We start from the raw sequence: 16,490 nt of genomic DNA on the forward strand, positions 1-16,490 counted from the left end.
TCAGGCGTCCTCGGCCCACTCCCGCAGCGCCGCCTTGCTCGCGAAGTCGGCCACGTTCTTGTCGAGCGGGTCGTCGGTGTACTGGTGGAAGCGCCATCTCGCCTTGATACGGGGCTTGCCCGCACTGACGTAGTCGGCGATCCACAGTCCGTCGCCCGCATAGGAGGTCTCGTCGACCGTGAGCCAGTAGTGCCGGTTGCAGTAGAGCACCACCTGGTTGTTCGGCCGGAGGTCCTTCAGCTTGCGGATGAACCTGTCCTTCTCCGCGTTGCTCGCGTGCGTCCCGCTGCCGGTCGTCTCCCAGTCGACGGCGAGGATGTCGCCCGCGCGGTCCGGGGCCTTGCCGACGAAGTACTCGGCCTGGGCGGTGAGGTTGCCGGGCCACAGGAAGTGGTAGAAGCCGACGACCAGCCCGGCGTCCCGAGCCCGTTTCGTCTGGGCGGCCAGTTTCGGGTTCACGTAGGACCGCCCCTCGGTCGCCTTGACGAAGACGAAGGAGAGGCCGTCGGTGTCGTAGGAGGAGGACTGGTAGGCGCTCACGTCGATACCGCGCAGCATGGGACTCCCTGTGGTGCGGGTGGGGCTGAAGTTCCCTCGGTCCCGGGGTTGTTGTTATGCCCCGCGACGGCAGCCGTACGCCGGGCGCGAGGGGGCTCGCGACCCGGCGGTGGTGAACGCCGGTCGGTTTGACGGTCGGTTTCAGGAGGGGGAGTCGGCCGGAGCGCGGGCCGCGTCGTCGGCGGTGGCCTCCCGGTCGTCCAGGGAGACGTGCCTGGTCTCCTTGCCGAGCAGGAGCGCGATCAGCGTCAGCACCGCCATCGCCGAGAGGTAGACGCCGACCAGCCACGGCGAGCCGTCCCCGGTCTCCCACAGTGCCACGGCGATGAACGGTGCGACCGCCGCCCCGAGGATCGAGCTGACGTTGTAGGAGATGCCGGAGCCGGTGTAGCGCACGCTGGTCGGGAAGAGCTCGGGCAGGAGGGCGCCCATCGGCCCGAACGTCATGCCCATCAGGGTGAAGCCGAGCACGAGCCACAGCAGCACGCCGAGGGTGCCGAGTTCGATCAGCGGCACCCAGACCAGCCCGAAGACCATGATCGCGACGGTGATCCAGATCAGGGTGACACGCCGCCCGTATCGGTCCGCGAGGGGGCCGGAGACCAGGGTGAACGCGGCGAAGAACAGCACGCCGAAGATCATCATGAGCACGAACGTCGTGTAGTCGTACCCGAGCCCGGGCACGGCGGCGTCCTTCGCGGTGCGCCCGTAACTCAGCGAGAACGTGGTCATCAGGTAGAAGAGCACATAGGTCGCCAGCATGATGAAGGTGCCCAGGACCAGCTGCTTCCCGTGGCTGCGCACCACGGTGGCGAGCGGCAGCCGCCGCACCCCGCCGGACTCGCGGGTCCGGGCGAAGACCGCCGACTCGACGAGCCGGGAGCGCACCCACAGCCCGATCGCGACCATCACGGCGGAGAACAGGAACGGCACCCGCCAGCCCCAGCTGACGAAGGCCTCCGAGGGCTGCGAGGGGTCGGCGCCGGCCGCGGACGGCAGCAGCGCGCCCATGACCAGGAACAGGCCGTTGCCGATGATGAAACCGAGCGGGGCGCCCAGTTGCGGGAAGGTGCCGTACAGGGCGCGCTTGCCGCTGGGGGCGTTCTCGGTCGCGACCAGGGCGGCGCCGCTCCACTCGCCGCCGAGCGCGAAGCCCTGCGCGAGCCGCATCAGCACGAGCAGCGCGGTGGCCACCCAGCCGGCCTGGGCGTAGGTGGGCAGGACGCCGATGAGGAACGTGGCGATGCCCATGGTCAGGAGCGAGACGACGAGCGTCTTCTTGCGGCCGAGCCGGTCACCGAGGTGCCCGAAGACGACGGCGCCGATCGGACGGGCGACCATCGCGGCGCCGAACACCGCGAAGGACGACAGCAGCGCGGTGGTCGGGTCGCTGCTCGGGAAGAACAGCTGGGGGAAGACGAGCACCGCGGCGGTCGCGTAGATGTAGAAGTCGTAGAACTCGATCGTCGTGCCCATGAGGCTGGCGACGAGGACGCGGGACCGTGGGTTGACGGGCGTCGGGGCTGAACCAGGGGCTGGGGCGGGCATCGTCGGTCCTTCACGCGTGAAACATGGTCACTGCAACGATGTCAGCCATCTTGTTTTTCGGTATTGCCATCTCGCATCGCAAGACGACGCCCGGTGACCCGGTGCCCCGGCGCTCAGCACTCGATGATGTTCACCGCCAGCCCGCCCCGGGCCGTCTCCTTGTACTTGACCGACATGTCCGCGCCGGTGTCCTTCATCGTCTTGATGACCTTGTCCAGGGACACCTTGTGGGAGCCGTCGCCGCGCATCGCCATGCGTGCGGCGGTGACGGCCTTCACCGCGGCCATGCCGTTGCGTTCGATGCACGGGATCTGGACCAGGCCGCCGACCGGGTCGCAGGTGAGGCCGAGGTTGTGCTCCATGCCGATCTCCGCGGCGTTCTCGACCTGTTCCGGGGAGCCGCCGAGGACCTCGGCAAGCGCGCCCGCCGCCATCGAGCAGGCGGAGCCCACCTCGCCCTGGCAGCCGACCTCGGCGCCGGAGATGGAGGCGTTCTCCTTGAACAGCATGCCGATCGCGCCCGCGGCGAGCAGGAAGCGGACCACGCCCTCCTCGTCGGCGCCGGGCACGAAGTTGACGTAGTAGTGGAGGACCGCCGGGATGATGCCGGCCGCGCCGTTCGTCGGGGCGGTGACGACCCGGCCGCCGGCCGCGTTCTCCTCGTTCACCGCCATCGCGTAGAGGGTGATCCACTCCATGGCGAGGGCCTTCGGGTCGCCCTCGGAGCGCAGCTTGCGCGCGGTGTTCGCGGCGCGGCGGCGGACCTTCAGGCCGCCGGGCAGGATGCCCTCCTGGGACAGGCCGCGCGCCACGCAGTCCCGCATCACCTGCCAGATCTCCAGCAGGCCCTCGCGGATCTCCTCCTCGGTGCGCCAGGCGCGCTCGTTCTCCAGCATCAGCGCCGAGATGGACAGGCCCGTCTCCTCGGCCATGCGCAGCAGCTCGTCGCCGGTGCGGAAGGGGTACTTCAGCACGGTGTCGTCGAGCTTGATGCGGTCCGCGCCGACCGCGTCCTCGTCGACGACGAAGCCACCGCCGACCGAGTAGTACGTCTTCGTCAGCAGCTCCGCGCCCGAGGCGTCGTACGCCCACAGGGTCATGCCGTTCGCGTGGTACGGCAGGGCCTTGCGGCGGTGCAGGACCATGTCGTCGTCGAAGGAGAACGCGATCTCGTGCTCGCCCAGCAGGTTCAGCCGGCCGTCCGCCTTGATCGTGCCCACCCGCTCGTCGGCCGTCTCCACGTCCACCGTGCGCGGCGAGTCGCCCTCCAGGCCGAGCAGCACCGCCTTCGGCGTGCCGTGGCCGTGGCCCGTGGCACCGAGCGAGCCGTACAGCTCGGCGCGCACCGAGGCCACCGAGTCCAGCAGCTTCTCGTTGCGCAGCCGCCGGGCGAACAGCCCGGCCGCCCGCATGGGGCCGACCGTGTGGGAGCTGGACGGGCCGACGCCGATCGAGAACAGGTCGAAGACCGAGATGGCCACGGGGGTACTCCTGACTACGGGGTGGTGCACAGGGGGTGGGCCGCCGCGCCCGCAGGTGGCGGCACGGCGACCCCGAGCGGTTCTCGTTACTTGTTCAGACCCGGGTACAGCGGGTGCTTGTCGGCCAGGGCCTTCACCCGGGCCTTGAGCGCCTCCGCGTCGTAGGACGGCTTCAGCGCCTCGGCGATGACGTCCGCGACCTCCGCGAAGTCCTCGGCCTCGAAGCCCCGGGTCGCCAGGGCCGGCGTGCCGATCCGCAGACCGGACGTCACCATCGGCGGACGCGGGTCGTTCGGGATCGCGTTGCGGTTGACGGTGATGCCCACCTCGTGGAGGCGGTCCTCGGCCTGCTGACCGTCCAGCTCCGAGTGGCGCAGGTCCACCAGGACCAGGTGGACGTCCGTGCCGCCGGACAGGACGTCCACACCGGCCGCCCGGGCGTCGTCCTTCACCAGACGCTCGGCCAGGATGCGGGCGCCCTCCAGCGTACGGCGCTGGCGCTCCTTGAAGTCCTCCGAGGCCGCGACCTTGAAGGCGACCGCCTTGGCCGCGATCACGTGCTCCAGCGGACCGCCCTGCTGACCGGGGAAGACAGCGGAGTTGATCTTCTTGGCCAGTTCGGCCGTGGAGAGGATCACACCGCCGCGCGGGCCGCCCAGCGTCTTGTGGGTCGTGGTGGTGACCACGTGCGCGTGCGGCACCGGGTTGGGGTGCAGCCCCGCCGCCACGAGACCGGCGAAGTGCGCCATGTCGACCATCAGGTACGCGCCGACCTCGTCCGCGATCCGGCGGAAGGCGGCGAAGTCCAGCTGCCGCGGGTACGCCGACCAGCCCGCGACGATCAGCTTCGGCCTGGACTCCTTGGCGAGCCGCTCCACCTCACCCATGTCGACCCGGCCGTCCTCGCCCACGTGGTAGGCGACGACGTCGTAGAGCTTGCCGGAGAAGTTGATCTTCATGCCGTGGGTCAGGTGCCCGCCGTGCGCGAGGTTCAGGCCCATGATGGTGTCGCCCGGCTTGAGCAGCGCGAACATCGCGGCGGCGTTGGCCTGGGCGCCCGAGTGCGGCTGGACGTTGGCGTGCTCGGCGCCGAACAGCTCCTTGACGCGGTCGATCGCGATCTGCTCGACCACGTCGACGTGCTCGCAGCCGCCGTAGTAGCGGCGGCCCGGGTAGCCCTCGGCGTACTTGTTGGTGAGGACCGAGCCCTGTGCCTCCATGACCGCGGCCGGAGCGAAGTTCTCCGAGGCGATCATCTCGAGCGTGGACTGCTGGCGGTGCAGCTCGGCGTCGACCGCGGCGGCCACGGCCGGGTCGAGCTCGTGCAGGGGTGTGTTCAGGACGGACATACGGCTACGACTCCTCAGCCGGCGGAGAACGCGGTGTACTCGTCGGCGGAGAGCAGGTCGCCCGGCTCGTCCGTGACGCGCACCTTGAACAGCCAGCCGCCCTCGAAGGGGGCCGAGTTCACCAGGGACGGGTCGTTGACGACGTCCTCGTTGACCTCGGTGACCTCGCCGGCGACCGGGGAGTACAGGTCGGAGACCGACTTGGTCGACTCCAGCTCGCCGCAGGTCTCGCCCGCGGACACCGTGTCACCGACCTCGGGGAGCTGGACGAAGACGACGTCGCCGAGGGCGTTCGCGGCGTGCTCCGTGATACCGACCGTCGAGACGCCGTCCTCGGCGGCCGACAGCCACTCGTGCTCCTTGCTGTAGCGCAGCTGCTGGGGGTTGCTCATGGCCTGAATTCTCCTGTACGCGCGGGAGTGCTGATGAAGGGAACCGCTGGTGAGCGGGAGGATGACGGGCCCGGGACCGCGGTGGCGGCCTACGGCCAGTGTCTACTTCTGCCGCTTGTAGAACGGCAGCGCCACGACCTCGTACGGCTCGTGACTGCCCCGGATGTCCACGGCCACACCGGGCGTGCCGGGAGCGGCGTGCCCGGCGTCGACGTAGGCCATCGCGATCGGCTTGCCGAGCGTGGGGGAGGGGGCGCCGGAGGTGACCTCGCCGATCACCTCGCCGCCGGCGACGACCGCGTACCCGGCGCGCGGGACCCGGCGGCCCTCGGCGACCAGGCCGACCAGGACGCGGGGCGGGTTCCGCTCGGCGCGGGAGGCGGCCTCTGCCAGCGCCTCGCGCCCGACGAAGTCGCCCTCCTTCTCGAACTTCACCACCCGGCCGAGCCCGGCGTCGAAGGGGGTGAGGGAGGTGCTGAGCTCGTGCCCGTAGAGCGGCATGCCCGCCTCCAGGCGCAGCGTGTCGCGGCAGGACAGCCCGCACGGGACCAGCCCGGCGCCCTCGCCTGCCTTGGTCAGGGCCTGCCACAGCTCGACCGCGTGCTCCGGCTTCACGAACAGTTCGAAGCCGTCCTCGCCGGTGTACCCGGTACGGGCGATCAGGGCCGGGACACCCGCGACCGTACCGGGCAGCCCGGCGTAGTACTTCAGGCCGTCGAGGTCGGCGTCGGTCAGGGACTTCAGGATCCCCGGCGACTCGGGGCCCTGTACGGCGATCAGGGCGTAGGCGTCCCGGTCGTCGCGCACCTCGGCGTCGAAGCCGGCGGAACGTTCCACCAGCGCGTCCAGGACCACCTGGGCGTTGGAGGCGTTGGCGACCACCATGTACTCGGTCTCGGCCAGCCGGTAGACGATCAGGTCGTCGAGGATGCCGCCGTCGGCCCGGCAGATCATGGTGTAGCGGGCGCGGCCGGGCTTGACGCCGCCGATGTTGCCGACCAGCGCGTGGTCGAGGAGGGCGGCGGCCTGCGGGCCGGTGACGGTGATCTCGCCCATGTGGGAGAGGTCGAAGAGCCCGGCCCTCGTGCGCACGGCGTTGTGCTCGTCACGCTCGGAGCCGTAGCGCAGGGGCATGTCCCAGCCGGCGAAGTCGGTCATCGTCGCGCCGAGCGAGCGATGCAGGGCATCGAGCGCGGTGTGACGGAGTTCTCCTGTACTGCTCACGGTCGGTGTCTCCCAGATGCATGACGGGCGAGGTCGTTCCTCCCCATCTGTCATCGGAACCTGAGAGGTTCGCCATGACCACACGGGGCACGGCTTGCACCTTGGGTGGAGCCGCCCGGTGGGCGACCCGCTTTTCAGATGTGCCTCGCCCGCGCGGTAACGGGGCCTGAGAGATTCAAGGGAGGGACTTGCTCCTTCGGCGCCCCAGCGTCAGCGGTGCTGGGAACTCTCCCGCGCGGATTCAAACGGCCGGTATGCAGTTGGCGGGCACATCATTGCACGCATCCTCGCGGGGTGGCAGGGGGAACACCCTGTAGCAGGGCTGTTGCAGGAAGAGGACTGAAACAAGAGGCATCGGGCATTACCTTCTCTTTACACTCGGCGGGGATGGGACTCCGTACCTGGCCCCAGGGGAGGACGATCACGGTGAACAGGACCACCGCGTACGCCACGACGTCGGGCATCGCGCTGCCCGAGCAGCCGGCCGCTCCGGCCCGGGCGGTCTGCGGCCCGCTGCCCGTGCCGGTCGTCCGCGATCTGCGCGACCGCTCCGGCCGCGGCCCGCAGGCGCTGCTGTTCGGCCCCCGCGACCTGGTCGTGGTCACGGGCCTGCCCGGCAGCGGCAAGTCCACGCTGATGCGGCGTACCGTGCCGGGCCGGCGCGTCGACTCCCAGGACACCCGCGACCGCTGGGAGGACCGCATGCCGCGCTTCCTGCCCTACGCGGTCTACCGGCCGCTCGTCCGCCTCGCCCACTACGCCGGGCTGCGCCGCGCCCTGCGCGCCGGTGAGGGCGTCGTGGTGCACGACTGCGGCACCCAGACCTGGGTCCGCCGCTGGCTGGCCCGCGAGGCCCGACGCCGGGGCGGCACCCTGCATCTCCTGCTCCTCGACGTCACACCGGAGCAGGCCCTGGCCGGTCAGCGCGACCGCGGTCGCGGCGTCTCGCGGTACGCCTTCCTGCGCCACCGCGCCGCGAGCACCCGCCTGCTGCGCTCGGTGGAACGCGGCGACCTCCCCGCGGGCTGCGGCTCGGCCATCCTCGCCGACCGCAACACGGCCAACACCCTGCACCACATCGGCTTCACCCACTGACCCCCACGGCCCGAGGCCCATACAACGCGCCTGCCGCCGTGGCACCGGGAGCCCGCGCAGCGTGGTTCGGCGCTGGTCGCGGCGTCGTGGGCCGCGGGGCGTCCGCGGGTTTGAGGCTTGGCGGCTTGGGTGTCGGGGTGTCGGTGTCCGTGGGTTGTGGTTCGGGGGCGGTCGTCCGGGGTCCGCCCGTGGCGTGGTCTCGGACCGGTCGCGTTCGCTCGTGCACTGTGGTTCGGCGCTGGTCGCGGCGTCGTGGGCCGCAGGGCGCCCGCAGGTTGAGGCTTGGCGGTTCGGGTGTCGGTGTCCGTGGGTTGTGGTTCGGGGGCGGGCGCCCGGGGCCCGTCTGTGGCGTGGCTTCGGACCGGTCGCGTTCGCTCGTGCACTGTGGTTCGGCGCTGGTCGCTGCGTCGTGAGTCGCAGGGCGCCCGCGGAAGCAGGGACGGCGGCTCGGGCGTCGGGCACCCGCGCCGTGCGGTTCGCGGCCGTCCGTGCACACCGGCGTGGCTTCGGACCGGTCGGGCTCGCCCGTGCAGCGGGGTTCGGGGTCGGTCACCCCGGAGTCCGGGCCTGCCCGGGCGGTGTGCTTCACCCGCTGGGCGTCTGCTGACCGCTCGCCGTGCGCGAGCCGCTAGCCTTCTTAGCCACAGCAGTGGTTTCAGGCAGGCGGTAGGCAGATGGACTTCCCGGCGGACTTCTCCGCGGACTTCCCGGCGCAGACGCAGACCCACCCGCACGGTGGATGGCCCGGCAACGAGCTGGAGGAGGTGCTCTCGGCCTCCCTCGGCGCCGGGCCGTCGGCCGCCGGGCGGGTCATCGAGGTGCTCGGCCGGAGTTTCGTCTGGATCCCGCTGCCCAGCGGCGGCGGCCCGAACAGCGGCCCCCTCGACCTGCCCGGCATCGAGATCGACGGCCAGGCGTTCGTGCCGGTGTTCAGCTCGGAGGAGCAGTTCCGCCAGGTCGTCGGCTCCCACATGTCGTACACCATCGCCCCCGCCGTGGAGTTCGCCCGCGGTCTGCCCCCGCACGCGGGGATAGCCGTCAACCCGGGTGGGGTGGTCGGCATCCCGCTCCCTCCGCCCGCCGTCGCCGACCTCTGCCGGGCCGGCCGGACCCCGCTGGACGGGCCCGCGAGCGGCGGCCGGGTCCGCCTCTTCGAACCCGACTGGCAGGACGACCCGGTGGACTTCCTCGCCGCCGCCTCCGCGGAGTTCGAGGCGACCGGCGTCGTCCTCACCGCCCGCCGCTGCCTCGCCGCGATCGAGACCGCCGACCCGGTGATGTTCGTGGGCGTCGAACTCTCCCAGTGGGAAGGCGACCTGCGGGCCCTCCCCCTGGAGGCCCTGACCCGTGCCGTCACCGTCGCCCCGGCCCCCTGGCCCGTCAACCTGGTGCTCCTGGACGTGGCGGAGGACCCCGTGGGTGACTGGATGCGCCACCGGGTCCGGCCCTTCTACCAGCGGTAGGGCGACGCCCCGGAGGGGCGCGGGAACCACACGCCGCTCGCACCCGCAGGGCGGCACCAAGCCCCGGGCTCCCGCGCGGGCTTAAGCTAGGTCACGGTCGAGGCGTTGGTACGAAGGGGCGGTAAAGGGTGAGCGCGAGCGGCACGGCCGCGGCCGGACAGGTCGAGCACATGCTGCGCCAGGTCACGCCCGGGCGCTACGACGCCTACGAGGCGCTCCTGCGCGCGCTGGCCACCCCGCACTCCGGCCAGATCTGGATGCTGCTGTGGCACGGCCAGGCCGGTTCGCCCGACGCCCAGTACGGCAACATGGAGGTCGACGGGCACGGTTACGCGCCCTGCGTCACCTCCGCCCAGGAGCTCTCGGCCAGCGGCTGGAACCGCTCGTACGAGGTGGTCGACGGAGTCGACGTCGCCCGCGCCCTCTACCCCGACCACTACGGCCTCTGGCTCAACCCGCACGCCCCGGGCGGCGGCGTCGGCATCCCCTGGCTCGACCTGCGCCGGATCGCCACGGGCCTGGACCGCCAGCCCGCCGGCCCCCTGCGGCTGTCCGAACCGGCCATCGAGATCCCGCAGTTCTACGCCCTGCTCGCACAGAACGCCCACCGCACCCCGGCCGTCCGCTCGCTGCGCCGCGCCTGGGTGCAGCCCGCGCTCGGGGCGCCGTACCTCGCCATCGGCCTGGATGTGTACGACACCTCGCCGCCGGCCGTGGACTCCGTGCGCGCGATGATGCAGCAGTCCCTCGGCGCCGTACCGGACGGCCTGCCCGTGTCGACCGTCGCGATGTCCGACGAGCACGACCCGGTCGCCATGTGGCTGCGCGCCAAGGCCCGCCCCTTCTACGACCGCGAGGCCCACGCCACCGCCCCGGTCCAGGCCCCGGTCTCGGGCTACGGCTACCCGCCGGCGCAGGGCCGGTACTGACCGGTCCCGGGCGGCTTGGAAGAGCTCTCCCGCACCATCCTCCCAAGGTGACGACCACTCAGCTCTCCGCGCGTAGATAAGGGCGAAATGTGCGGACGTGTCCTAAAATCCCCCAGACGCAGCGCGTCCGACCCCCGTTACCCGCTGTCCGGATAACGGAACCCCGCAGACAGCATCACGTTTACGCATCCTTTCACCGCCAAGTCTGGCAACAGATCGCCAAAGCGTTGAAGACTCCCCGCAAGACACGGGCCGGGTCGGTCTTGTGTACGAGACAAACAAAACCGCTACAGCGGCAGCCAGGGGCTCGGCGATCGCCGGCCCGAGAGGGGTCAATCGCACCGTGACCGCACCCATCGAGACCACCGGGGCGGAAGCCGGAGCACAGCCCGAGGCCGTGCTCTCCGGGGTCAAGAAGAGCCAGATCGAGGGTCGCTCGCTCACCCAGATCGCCTGGATGCGCTTCAAGCGGGACAAGGTGGCGATGGCGGGAGGCGTCGTCGTCATCCTGCTCACGCTGCTGGCGGTGTTCTCCAAGCCCATCCAGTGGATCTTCAACCTCGATCCCAACAAGTTCAACCAGGACCTCATCGACCCCGCGCTGCTCGCCCCCAAGGGCGGCTGGGGCGGTATGAGTTGGGACCACCCCCTCGGTGTGGACCCCCAGTACGGCCGGGACATGCTCGCCCGCATCATCGACGGCTCCTGGGTCTCCTTGCTGGTCGCGGGCGGTGCCACGCTGCTGTCGGTGTGCATCGGCACGGTGCTCGGTGTCGTCGCCGGCTACTACGGCGGCTGGGTCGACAGCATCATCAGCAAGCTGATGGACACCTTCCTCGCCTTCCCGCTGCTCCTGTTCGCCATCTCGATCTCGGCGTCCGTGCAGGACGGATTCTTCGGTCTCGACGGACTGTCCCTGCGCATCTGCGTGCTGATCTTCGTGATCGGCTTCTTCAGCTGGCCGTACATCGGCCGCATCGTCCGCGCGCAGACCATGACCCTGCGCAAGCGGGAGTTCATCGAGGCCGCAACCAGCCTCGGCGCACGCGGCCCGTACGTCCTGTTCCGGGAACTGCTCCCGAACCTCGTCGCGCCGATCCTCGTCTACTCGACGCTGATCATCCCGACGAACATCCTGTTCGAGGCCGCGCTGAGCTTCCTCGGCGTCGGTATCGCTCCGCCCCAGGCCTCCTGGGGCGGCATGCTCAGCAACGCTGTGGATCTCTACACGGCTGATCCGCAGTACATGTTCGTGCCCGGACTGGCGATCTTCATCACCGTCCTGGCCTTCAACCTGCTGGGTGACGGGCTGCGTGACGCCCTCGACCCTCGCAGCAAGTGATCCATCGAATGAGGGGGCTTCCTCAGGTGAAGACGAGAAGGGTGACCGCCGGCGTTGCGTCGGTCCTGGCACTGTCGCTGGGTGCTGCCGCGTGCGGCGGCGGAGGTGACGACAACGACGGGGGAGGCAGCGGCAAGAAGGACGCCGCGCTGAACTCGATCGTCAACGCGTCGAGCAAGAAGGGCGGGACGGTCTCGTACGAGCACTCGGACGTGCCCGACTCGCTCGACCCGGGCAACACGTACTACGGCTGGGTGCAGAACTTCTCCCGCCTCTACGGCAGGACGCTCACCACGTTCAAACCGGCGGCGGGCAAGGACGGCCTCACGGTCGTGCCCGACCTCGCCGAGTCCCTCGGCAAGTCCAGCCCGGACGCCAAGACCTGGACGTACAAGCTGCGTGCGGGTGTGAAGTTCCAGGACGGCAAGCCGGTGACGTCCAAGGACGTGAAGTACGCCATCGAGCGCTCCAACTTCGCGCCCGAGGCCCTGTCCAACGGGCCGACGTACTTCAAGTCGTATCTGGAGGGCGGCGACAAGTACAAGGGTCCCTACAAGGACAAGTCGGCCGACGGCATCAAGTCCATCGAGACGCCGGACGACCGGACCATCGTCTTCAAGCTGAAGCAGCCCTTCGCCGACTTCGACTACCTGGCGACGTTCTCCCAGACCGCGCCGGTGCCGCAGGCGAAGGACGACGGCGCGAAGTACGTGCAGCACATCGTGTCCTCCGGCCCGTACCAGTTCCAGTCCTACGAGGAGGGGCGCGGCGCCACCCTGGTGCGCAACCCGCAGTGGGACCCGAAGACGGACCCGATCCGCAAGGCTCTGCCGGACAAGGTCACGATCAAGTTCAAGGTCAACCAGGTCACCATCGACAACGACCTGCTCTCGGACAAGATCACGGGTGACGCGGCGGGCACCGGTGTGGCTCCGCAGACCCAGCCGAAGGTGCTGGCCGGCAAGAACGCCGGTCAGACGGACAGCTCGTACGCGGGTGCCACGCAGTACATCGCGCTGAACCTGCACGTGGCCCCGTTCGACAACATCCACTGCCGCAAGGCCGTGCAGTGGGGCCTCGACAAGCAGTCCGTGCTCGACGCCATGGGCGGCACGCCGAAGGGTGACGTGGCGACCACGCTGCTGCCGCCGTCGGTCAACGGCTACACCAAGTTCGACACCTACGCGACCGAGGGCAACAAGGGCAACGCGGCGAAGGCCAAGGCGGAGCTGAAGGAGTGCGGCAAGCCGAACGGCTTCAGCACGATCCTGACCGCTCGCTCCGACCGCCCCGCCGAGGTCGCCCAGGCCACCGCCGTCCAGGCGTCGCTGAAGAAGATCGGCATCAACGTCGAGATCAAGCAGTTCCCGGCCGGTAAGTACTTCTCCAACTTCGCCGGTGTCCCGAGCTACGTCCACGACAACAAGCTCGGCATGCTCTCGATGGCGTGGGGCGCCGACTGGCCGACCGGCTACGGCTTCCTCGACCAGATCGTCAACGGTGCCGCCATCAAGCCCTCGGGCGGCAACAACCTGATGGAACTGGACGACCCGAAGATCAACAAGGCCCTGACGGACGCGATCGGCAACACCGACGACGCGGCCCGCACCAAGGCCTGGGGCGAGATCGACAAGATGGTGCTCGACAACGCCTCGGTCGTCCCGGTCGTCTACCGCAAGAACCTGCTGCTCCGGCCGAAGTCCGCGACGAACGTCACGGTCACGCAGGCCTACCTCGGCATGTACGACTACCTGCTGATGGGCTCTTCGAAGTAACCAGCAGGCCGGAACCTCTGAAAGGCAGGTGAAGGCACCGGGTGGCCGCGGCGGAAGGATCCCGCCGCGGCCACCCGGAGCCGGACAGCTGTGGCTGCGTACATCCTCCGACGCGTCATGGGCGCGGTGCTGTTGCTGCTGGTGGTCAGCGCAGTCACCTTCGCCATCTTCTTCCTGGTGCCCCGCCTCGGGGGCCAGACGGCCGACCAGTTGGCCACCCAGTACGTGGGCAAGGACGCGAACCCCGAGTCCGTCGCCGCGATCAAGCAGAACCTGGGACTGGATCAGCCCGTCTACGAGCAGTACTGGCACTTCCTCAAGGGCCTCGTGGTGGGCGCCGACTACAAGTTCGGTCCCGACGCGACGCACTGCAGCGCACCCTGCTTCGGGTACTCCTTCAAGAGCCACATCGAGGTGTGGCCCCAGTTGGAGCAGCGGATCCCGGTCTCCTTCTCGCTGGCCATCGGTGCCGCGGTGATCTGGCTGGTCTCCGGTGTCACGACCGGTGTCATCTCGGCACTGCGCAAGGGCAAGCCGATCGACCGGATCTCCATGTTCATCGCGCTCGCCGGCGTCTCGCTCCCGATCTTCTTCACCGGGCAGATCCTCAACGCGCTCTTCGTCTACGAGATCCCGATCTGGGACAGCATCGACTACGTCCCGTTCACCGAGAACCCCGCCGAATGGGCCTGGCACCTGCTGCTGCCCTGGATCAGTCTCGCCTTCCTCTTCTCCGCGCTCTACGCCCGGCTCACCCGGGCGGGCATGCTGGAGACGATGAGTGAGGACTACATCCGAACGGCCAGGGCCAAGGGTCTGAAGGAGACCACGGTCGTGTCCAAGCACGGCCTGCGCTCCGCGCTCACCCCGATCGTCACGATCTTCGGCATGGACTTCGGCACCCTGGTCGGCACCGCGGTGCTCACCGAGACCGTCTTCTCCCTCCAGGGCATCGGCGCCTACTCGGTCCAGGCCATCAAGGACAACGACCTGCCCATCGTGATGGGCGTGACCCTGGTCGCCGCGTTCTTCATCGTCTTCTGCAATCTGATCGTCGACCTGGTGTACGCCGCCATCGACCCCCGGGTGAGGTACTCGTGAGCAAGCTCGACAAAGCCGCGCTCGGCGAACCGGACTCCGTCGCCCCGTCCACCGCGGACGACGCGTTCCTGTCCGTTCGGGATCTGCGCATCCACTTCGACACGGACGACGGTCTCGTCAAGTCGGTGGACGGCGTCAGCTTCGACGTGCGCAAGGGCAAGACCCTGGGCATCGTGGGCGAGTCCGGCTCCGGCAAGTCGGTCACCTCGCTCGGCGTGATGGGCCTGCACCGCTCGGCGCGCGCCAAGGTCTCCGGCGAGGTGTGGCTGGACGGCCAGGAGCTGATCGCGGCCGACCCCGACGACGTACGGCGGCTGCGCGGCCGGAAGATGGCCATGATCTTCCAGGACCCGCTCTCGGCGATGCACCCCTACTACACGGTCGGGCACCAGATCGTGGAGGCCTACCGGGTCCACCACGACGTCAGCAAGAAGGTCGCCAAGCAGCGGGCGATCGACATGCTGGACCGGGTCGGCATCCCCGAGCCCGCGAAGCGCGTGGACGGCTACCCGCACGAGTTCTCCGGCGGTATGCGCCAGCGCGCCATGATCGCCATGGCGCTGGTGAACAACCCCGAGCTGCTCATCGCCGACGAGCCGACCACCGCCCTGGACGTCACCGTGCAGGCGCAGATCCTCGACCTGATCCGGGACCTGCAGAAGGAGTTCGGCTCCGCGGTCATCATGATCACCCACGACCTGGGCGTGGTCGCCGAGATGGCCGACGACCTGCTGGTCATGTACGGCGGCCGGTGTGTGGAGCGCGGTCCCGCCGACGACGTGTTCTCCGCGCCCCGCCACCCCTACACCTGGGGTCTGCTCGGCTCGATGCCGCGTCTGGACCGGGAGGAGACCGACCGGCTCATCCCGATCAAGGGCGCGCCGCCCTCCCTGATCAACCTCCCGTCCGGCTGCGCCTTCCACCCGCGCTGCCCGTACGCGGACATCCCGAAGGACAACGTCACCCGCACGGTCCGCCCCGAGCTGACCGAGGTCGGCGGTGCGCACTGGGCCGCCTGCCACATGACCCAGGAGCAGCGGGAGCGTATCTGGACCGAAGAGATTGCGCCGAAGCTGTGAGCGACGACAAAGACGACAACAAGCTGGGCACAACAGACACCAGCGGGAGCACCCTCACCAAGGACACCACCGGCGACGGCGACGTCCTGCTGAAGGTGACCGGTCTTCAGAAGCACTTCCCGATCCGCAAGGGCCTGCTCCAGCGGCAGACCGGCGCGGTGCGCGCCGTCGACGGCATTGACTTCGAGGTCCGCAAGGGCGAGACGCTCGGCGTCGTGGGCGAGTCGGGCTGCGGCAAGTCCACCATGGGCCGGCTGATCACTCGGCTGCTCGAACCCACCGGCGGCACGGTGGAGTTCCAGGGCAAGGACATCACGCACCTCGGCACGGGCGACCTGCGTCCGATGCGCCGTGATGTGCAGATGATCTTCCAGGACCCGTACTCCTCGCTGAACCCCCGGCACACGATCGGCACCATCGTCGGCGCGCCCTTCAAGCTCCAGGGCGTCGACCCCGAGGGCGGGGTGAAGAAGGAGGTCCAGCGGCTGCTGTCGGTGGTCGGCCTCAACCCCGAGCACTACAACCGCTATCCGCACGAGTTCTCCGGCGGCCAGCGCCAGCGCATCGGCATCGCCCGTGCGCTCGCGCTCAACCCCAAGCTGGTGGTGGCGGACGAGCCGGTCTCCGCGCTGGACGTGTCGATCCAGGCGCAGGTGGTGAACCTGCTGGACGACCTCCAGGACGAGCTGGGCCTGACGTACGTGATCATCGCGCACGACCTGTCGGTGGTCCGGCACGTCTCGGACCGGATCGCGGTGATGTACCTCGGCAAGATCGTCGAGCTGGCCGAGCGCGACCAGCTGTACAAGTCGCCGATGCACCCGTACTCCAAGGCCCTGCTGTCGGCCGTGCCGATCCCGGACCCCAAGCGCCGGGGTGTGAAGAGCGAGCGCATCCTGCTCAAGGGCGACGTGCCCTCGCCGATCGCCCCGCCGAGCGGCTGCCGCTTCCACACCCGGTGCTGGAAGGCGACTCAGATCTGCAAGACGACCGAGCCGCCGCTGGTGGAGCTGCGGGCCGGGCAGCAGGTCGCCTGCCACCACCCGGAGAACTTCGAGGACCAGCAGCCGCAGGACACGAAGCTGCTCTCCTCGGCCCACGAGGCGGCCGAGGAGAACACCACGTCCGCAGTGGAGAAGTGATCCCGTCCGAGC

The 16,490-nt window shown here is 69.6% G+C and carries 14 protein-coding genes and 2 riboswitches; of the genes, 8 read left to right on the top strand and 6 right to left on the bottom strand.

Annotated elements, in window-relative coordinates; genetic code table 11:
• From ABEA82_RS30915 to gcvT, 6 genes are all read right to left on the bottom strand, one after another.
• Positions 1 to 558 carry a glycoside hydrolase family 25 protein gene (locus ABEA82_RS30915; RefSeq protein WP_345665025.1) on the bottom strand — a complete coding sequence of 186 codons (558 nt, stop codon included), beginning with the start codon at positions 556 to 558 and terminating at the stop codon, positions 1 to 3.
• A 141-nt stretch (positions 559 to 699) separates the two neighbouring features.
• Entirely contained in the window at positions 700 to 2,106 is a 1,407-nt protein-coding gene (locus ABEA82_RS30920) for an MFS transporter (protein WP_345665026.1), read from the bottom strand.
• A gap of 113 nt (positions 2,107 to 2,219) precedes the next feature.
• The gene (locus ABEA82_RS30925; RefSeq protein WP_345665027.1) at positions 2,220 to 3,587 is read right to left on the bottom strand and encodes an L-serine ammonia-lyase; all 1,368 of its coding nucleotides are present in this window, start codon (positions 3,585 to 3,587) and stop codon (positions 2,220 to 2,222) included.
• Between the two features lie 86 nt (positions 3,588 to 3,673).
• Entirely contained in the window at positions 3,674 to 4,936 is a 1,263-nt protein-coding gene (gene glyA / locus ABEA82_RS30930; RefSeq protein ID WP_345665028.1) for a serine hydroxymethyltransferase, read from the bottom strand.
• 14 nt (positions 4,937 to 4,950) lie between these two features.
• Positions 4,951 to 5,328 carry a glycine cleavage system protein GcvH gene (gene gcvH, locus ABEA82_RS30935; RefSeq protein ID WP_003993100.1) on the bottom strand — a complete coding sequence of 126 codons (378 nt, stop codon included), beginning with the start codon at positions 5,326 to 5,328 and terminating at the stop codon, positions 4,951 to 4,953.
• 102 nt (positions 5,329 to 5,430) lie between these two features.
• Positions 5,431 to 6,552: a glycine cleavage system aminomethyltransferase GcvT gene (gcvT, locus tag ABEA82_RS30940; RefSeq protein WP_345665029.1), complete on the bottom strand. Its 1,122-nt coding sequence runs from the start codon at positions 6,550 to 6,552 to the stop codon at positions 5,431 to 5,433.
• Positions 6,553 to 6,589: 37 nt separating this feature from the next.
• A riboswitch (glycine riboswitch) is annotated at positions 6,590 to 6,696 on the bottom strand.
• Positions 6,697 to 6,796, bottom strand: a riboswitch (glycine riboswitch).
• Positions 6,797 to 6,978: 182 nt separating this feature from the next.
• Here gcvT and ABEA82_RS30945 point away from each other — a divergent pair.
• The 8 genes from ABEA82_RS30945 to ABEA82_RS30980 all read left to right on the top strand — a co-directional run bounded on the left by ABEA82_RS30945 (position 6,979) and on the right by ABEA82_RS30980 (position 16,478).
• Complete coding sequence (locus ABEA82_RS30945) at positions 6,979 to 7,647, top strand: AAA family ATPase (RefSeq protein ID WP_345665030.1); 669 nt, start codon at positions 6,979 to 6,981, stop codon at positions 7,645 to 7,647.
• 674 nt (positions 7,648 to 8,321) lie between these two features.
• A complete protein-coding gene (locus ABEA82_RS30950) occupies positions 8,322 to 9,110 on the top strand; it encodes an enhanced serine sensitivity protein SseB (protein WP_345665031.1) in 789 nt (262 codons plus the stop codon).
• 128 nt (positions 9,111 to 9,238) lie between these two features.
• A complete protein-coding gene (locus tag ABEA82_RS30955) occupies positions 9,239 to 10,039 on the top strand; it encodes an enhanced serine sensitivity protein SseB C-terminal domain-containing protein (RefSeq protein WP_345665032.1) in 801 nt (266 codons plus the stop codon).
• 343 nt (positions 10,040 to 10,382) lie between these two features.
• Complete coding sequence (locus ABEA82_RS30960; protein WP_003993105.1) at positions 10,383 to 11,381, top strand: ABC transporter permease; 999 nt, start codon at positions 10,383 to 10,385, stop codon at positions 11,379 to 11,381.
• Positions 11,382 to 11,389: 8 nt separating this feature from the next.
• Positions 11,390 to 13,156, top strand: coding sequence for an ABC transporter substrate-binding protein (locus ABEA82_RS30965; RefSeq protein WP_345665033.1), 1,767 nt, complete (start codon positions 11,390 to 11,392; stop codon positions 13,154 to 13,156).
• A 90-nt stretch (positions 13,157 to 13,246) separates the two neighbouring features.
• Positions 13,247 to 14,257: an ABC transporter permease gene (locus ABEA82_RS30970; protein ID WP_345665034.1), complete on the top strand. Its 1,011-nt coding sequence runs from the start codon at positions 13,247 to 13,249 to the stop codon at positions 14,255 to 14,257.
• Positions 14,254 to 15,336 carry an ABC transporter ATP-binding protein gene (locus tag ABEA82_RS30975; protein ID WP_345665035.1) on the top strand — a complete coding sequence of 361 codons (1,083 nt, stop codon included), beginning with the start codon at positions 14,254 to 14,256 and terminating at the stop codon, positions 15,334 to 15,336. The genes ABEA82_RS30970 and ABEA82_RS30975 overlap by 4 nt, the downstream gene beginning before the upstream one ends.
• The gene (locus tag ABEA82_RS30980; RefSeq protein WP_345665036.1) at positions 15,333 to 16,478 is read left to right on the top strand and encodes an ABC transporter ATP-binding protein; all 1,146 of its coding nucleotides are present in this window, start codon (positions 15,333 to 15,335) and stop codon (positions 16,476 to 16,478) included. The genes ABEA82_RS30975 and ABEA82_RS30980 overlap by 4 nt, the downstream gene beginning before the upstream one ends.
• Positions 16,479 to 16,490 lie beyond the last annotated feature (12 nt).

The sequence above is a fragment of the Streptomyces venetus genome, assembly GCF_039540295.1.
GTDB lineage: Bacteria > Actinomycetota > Actinomycetes > Streptomycetales > Streptomycetaceae > Streptomyces > Streptomyces venetus.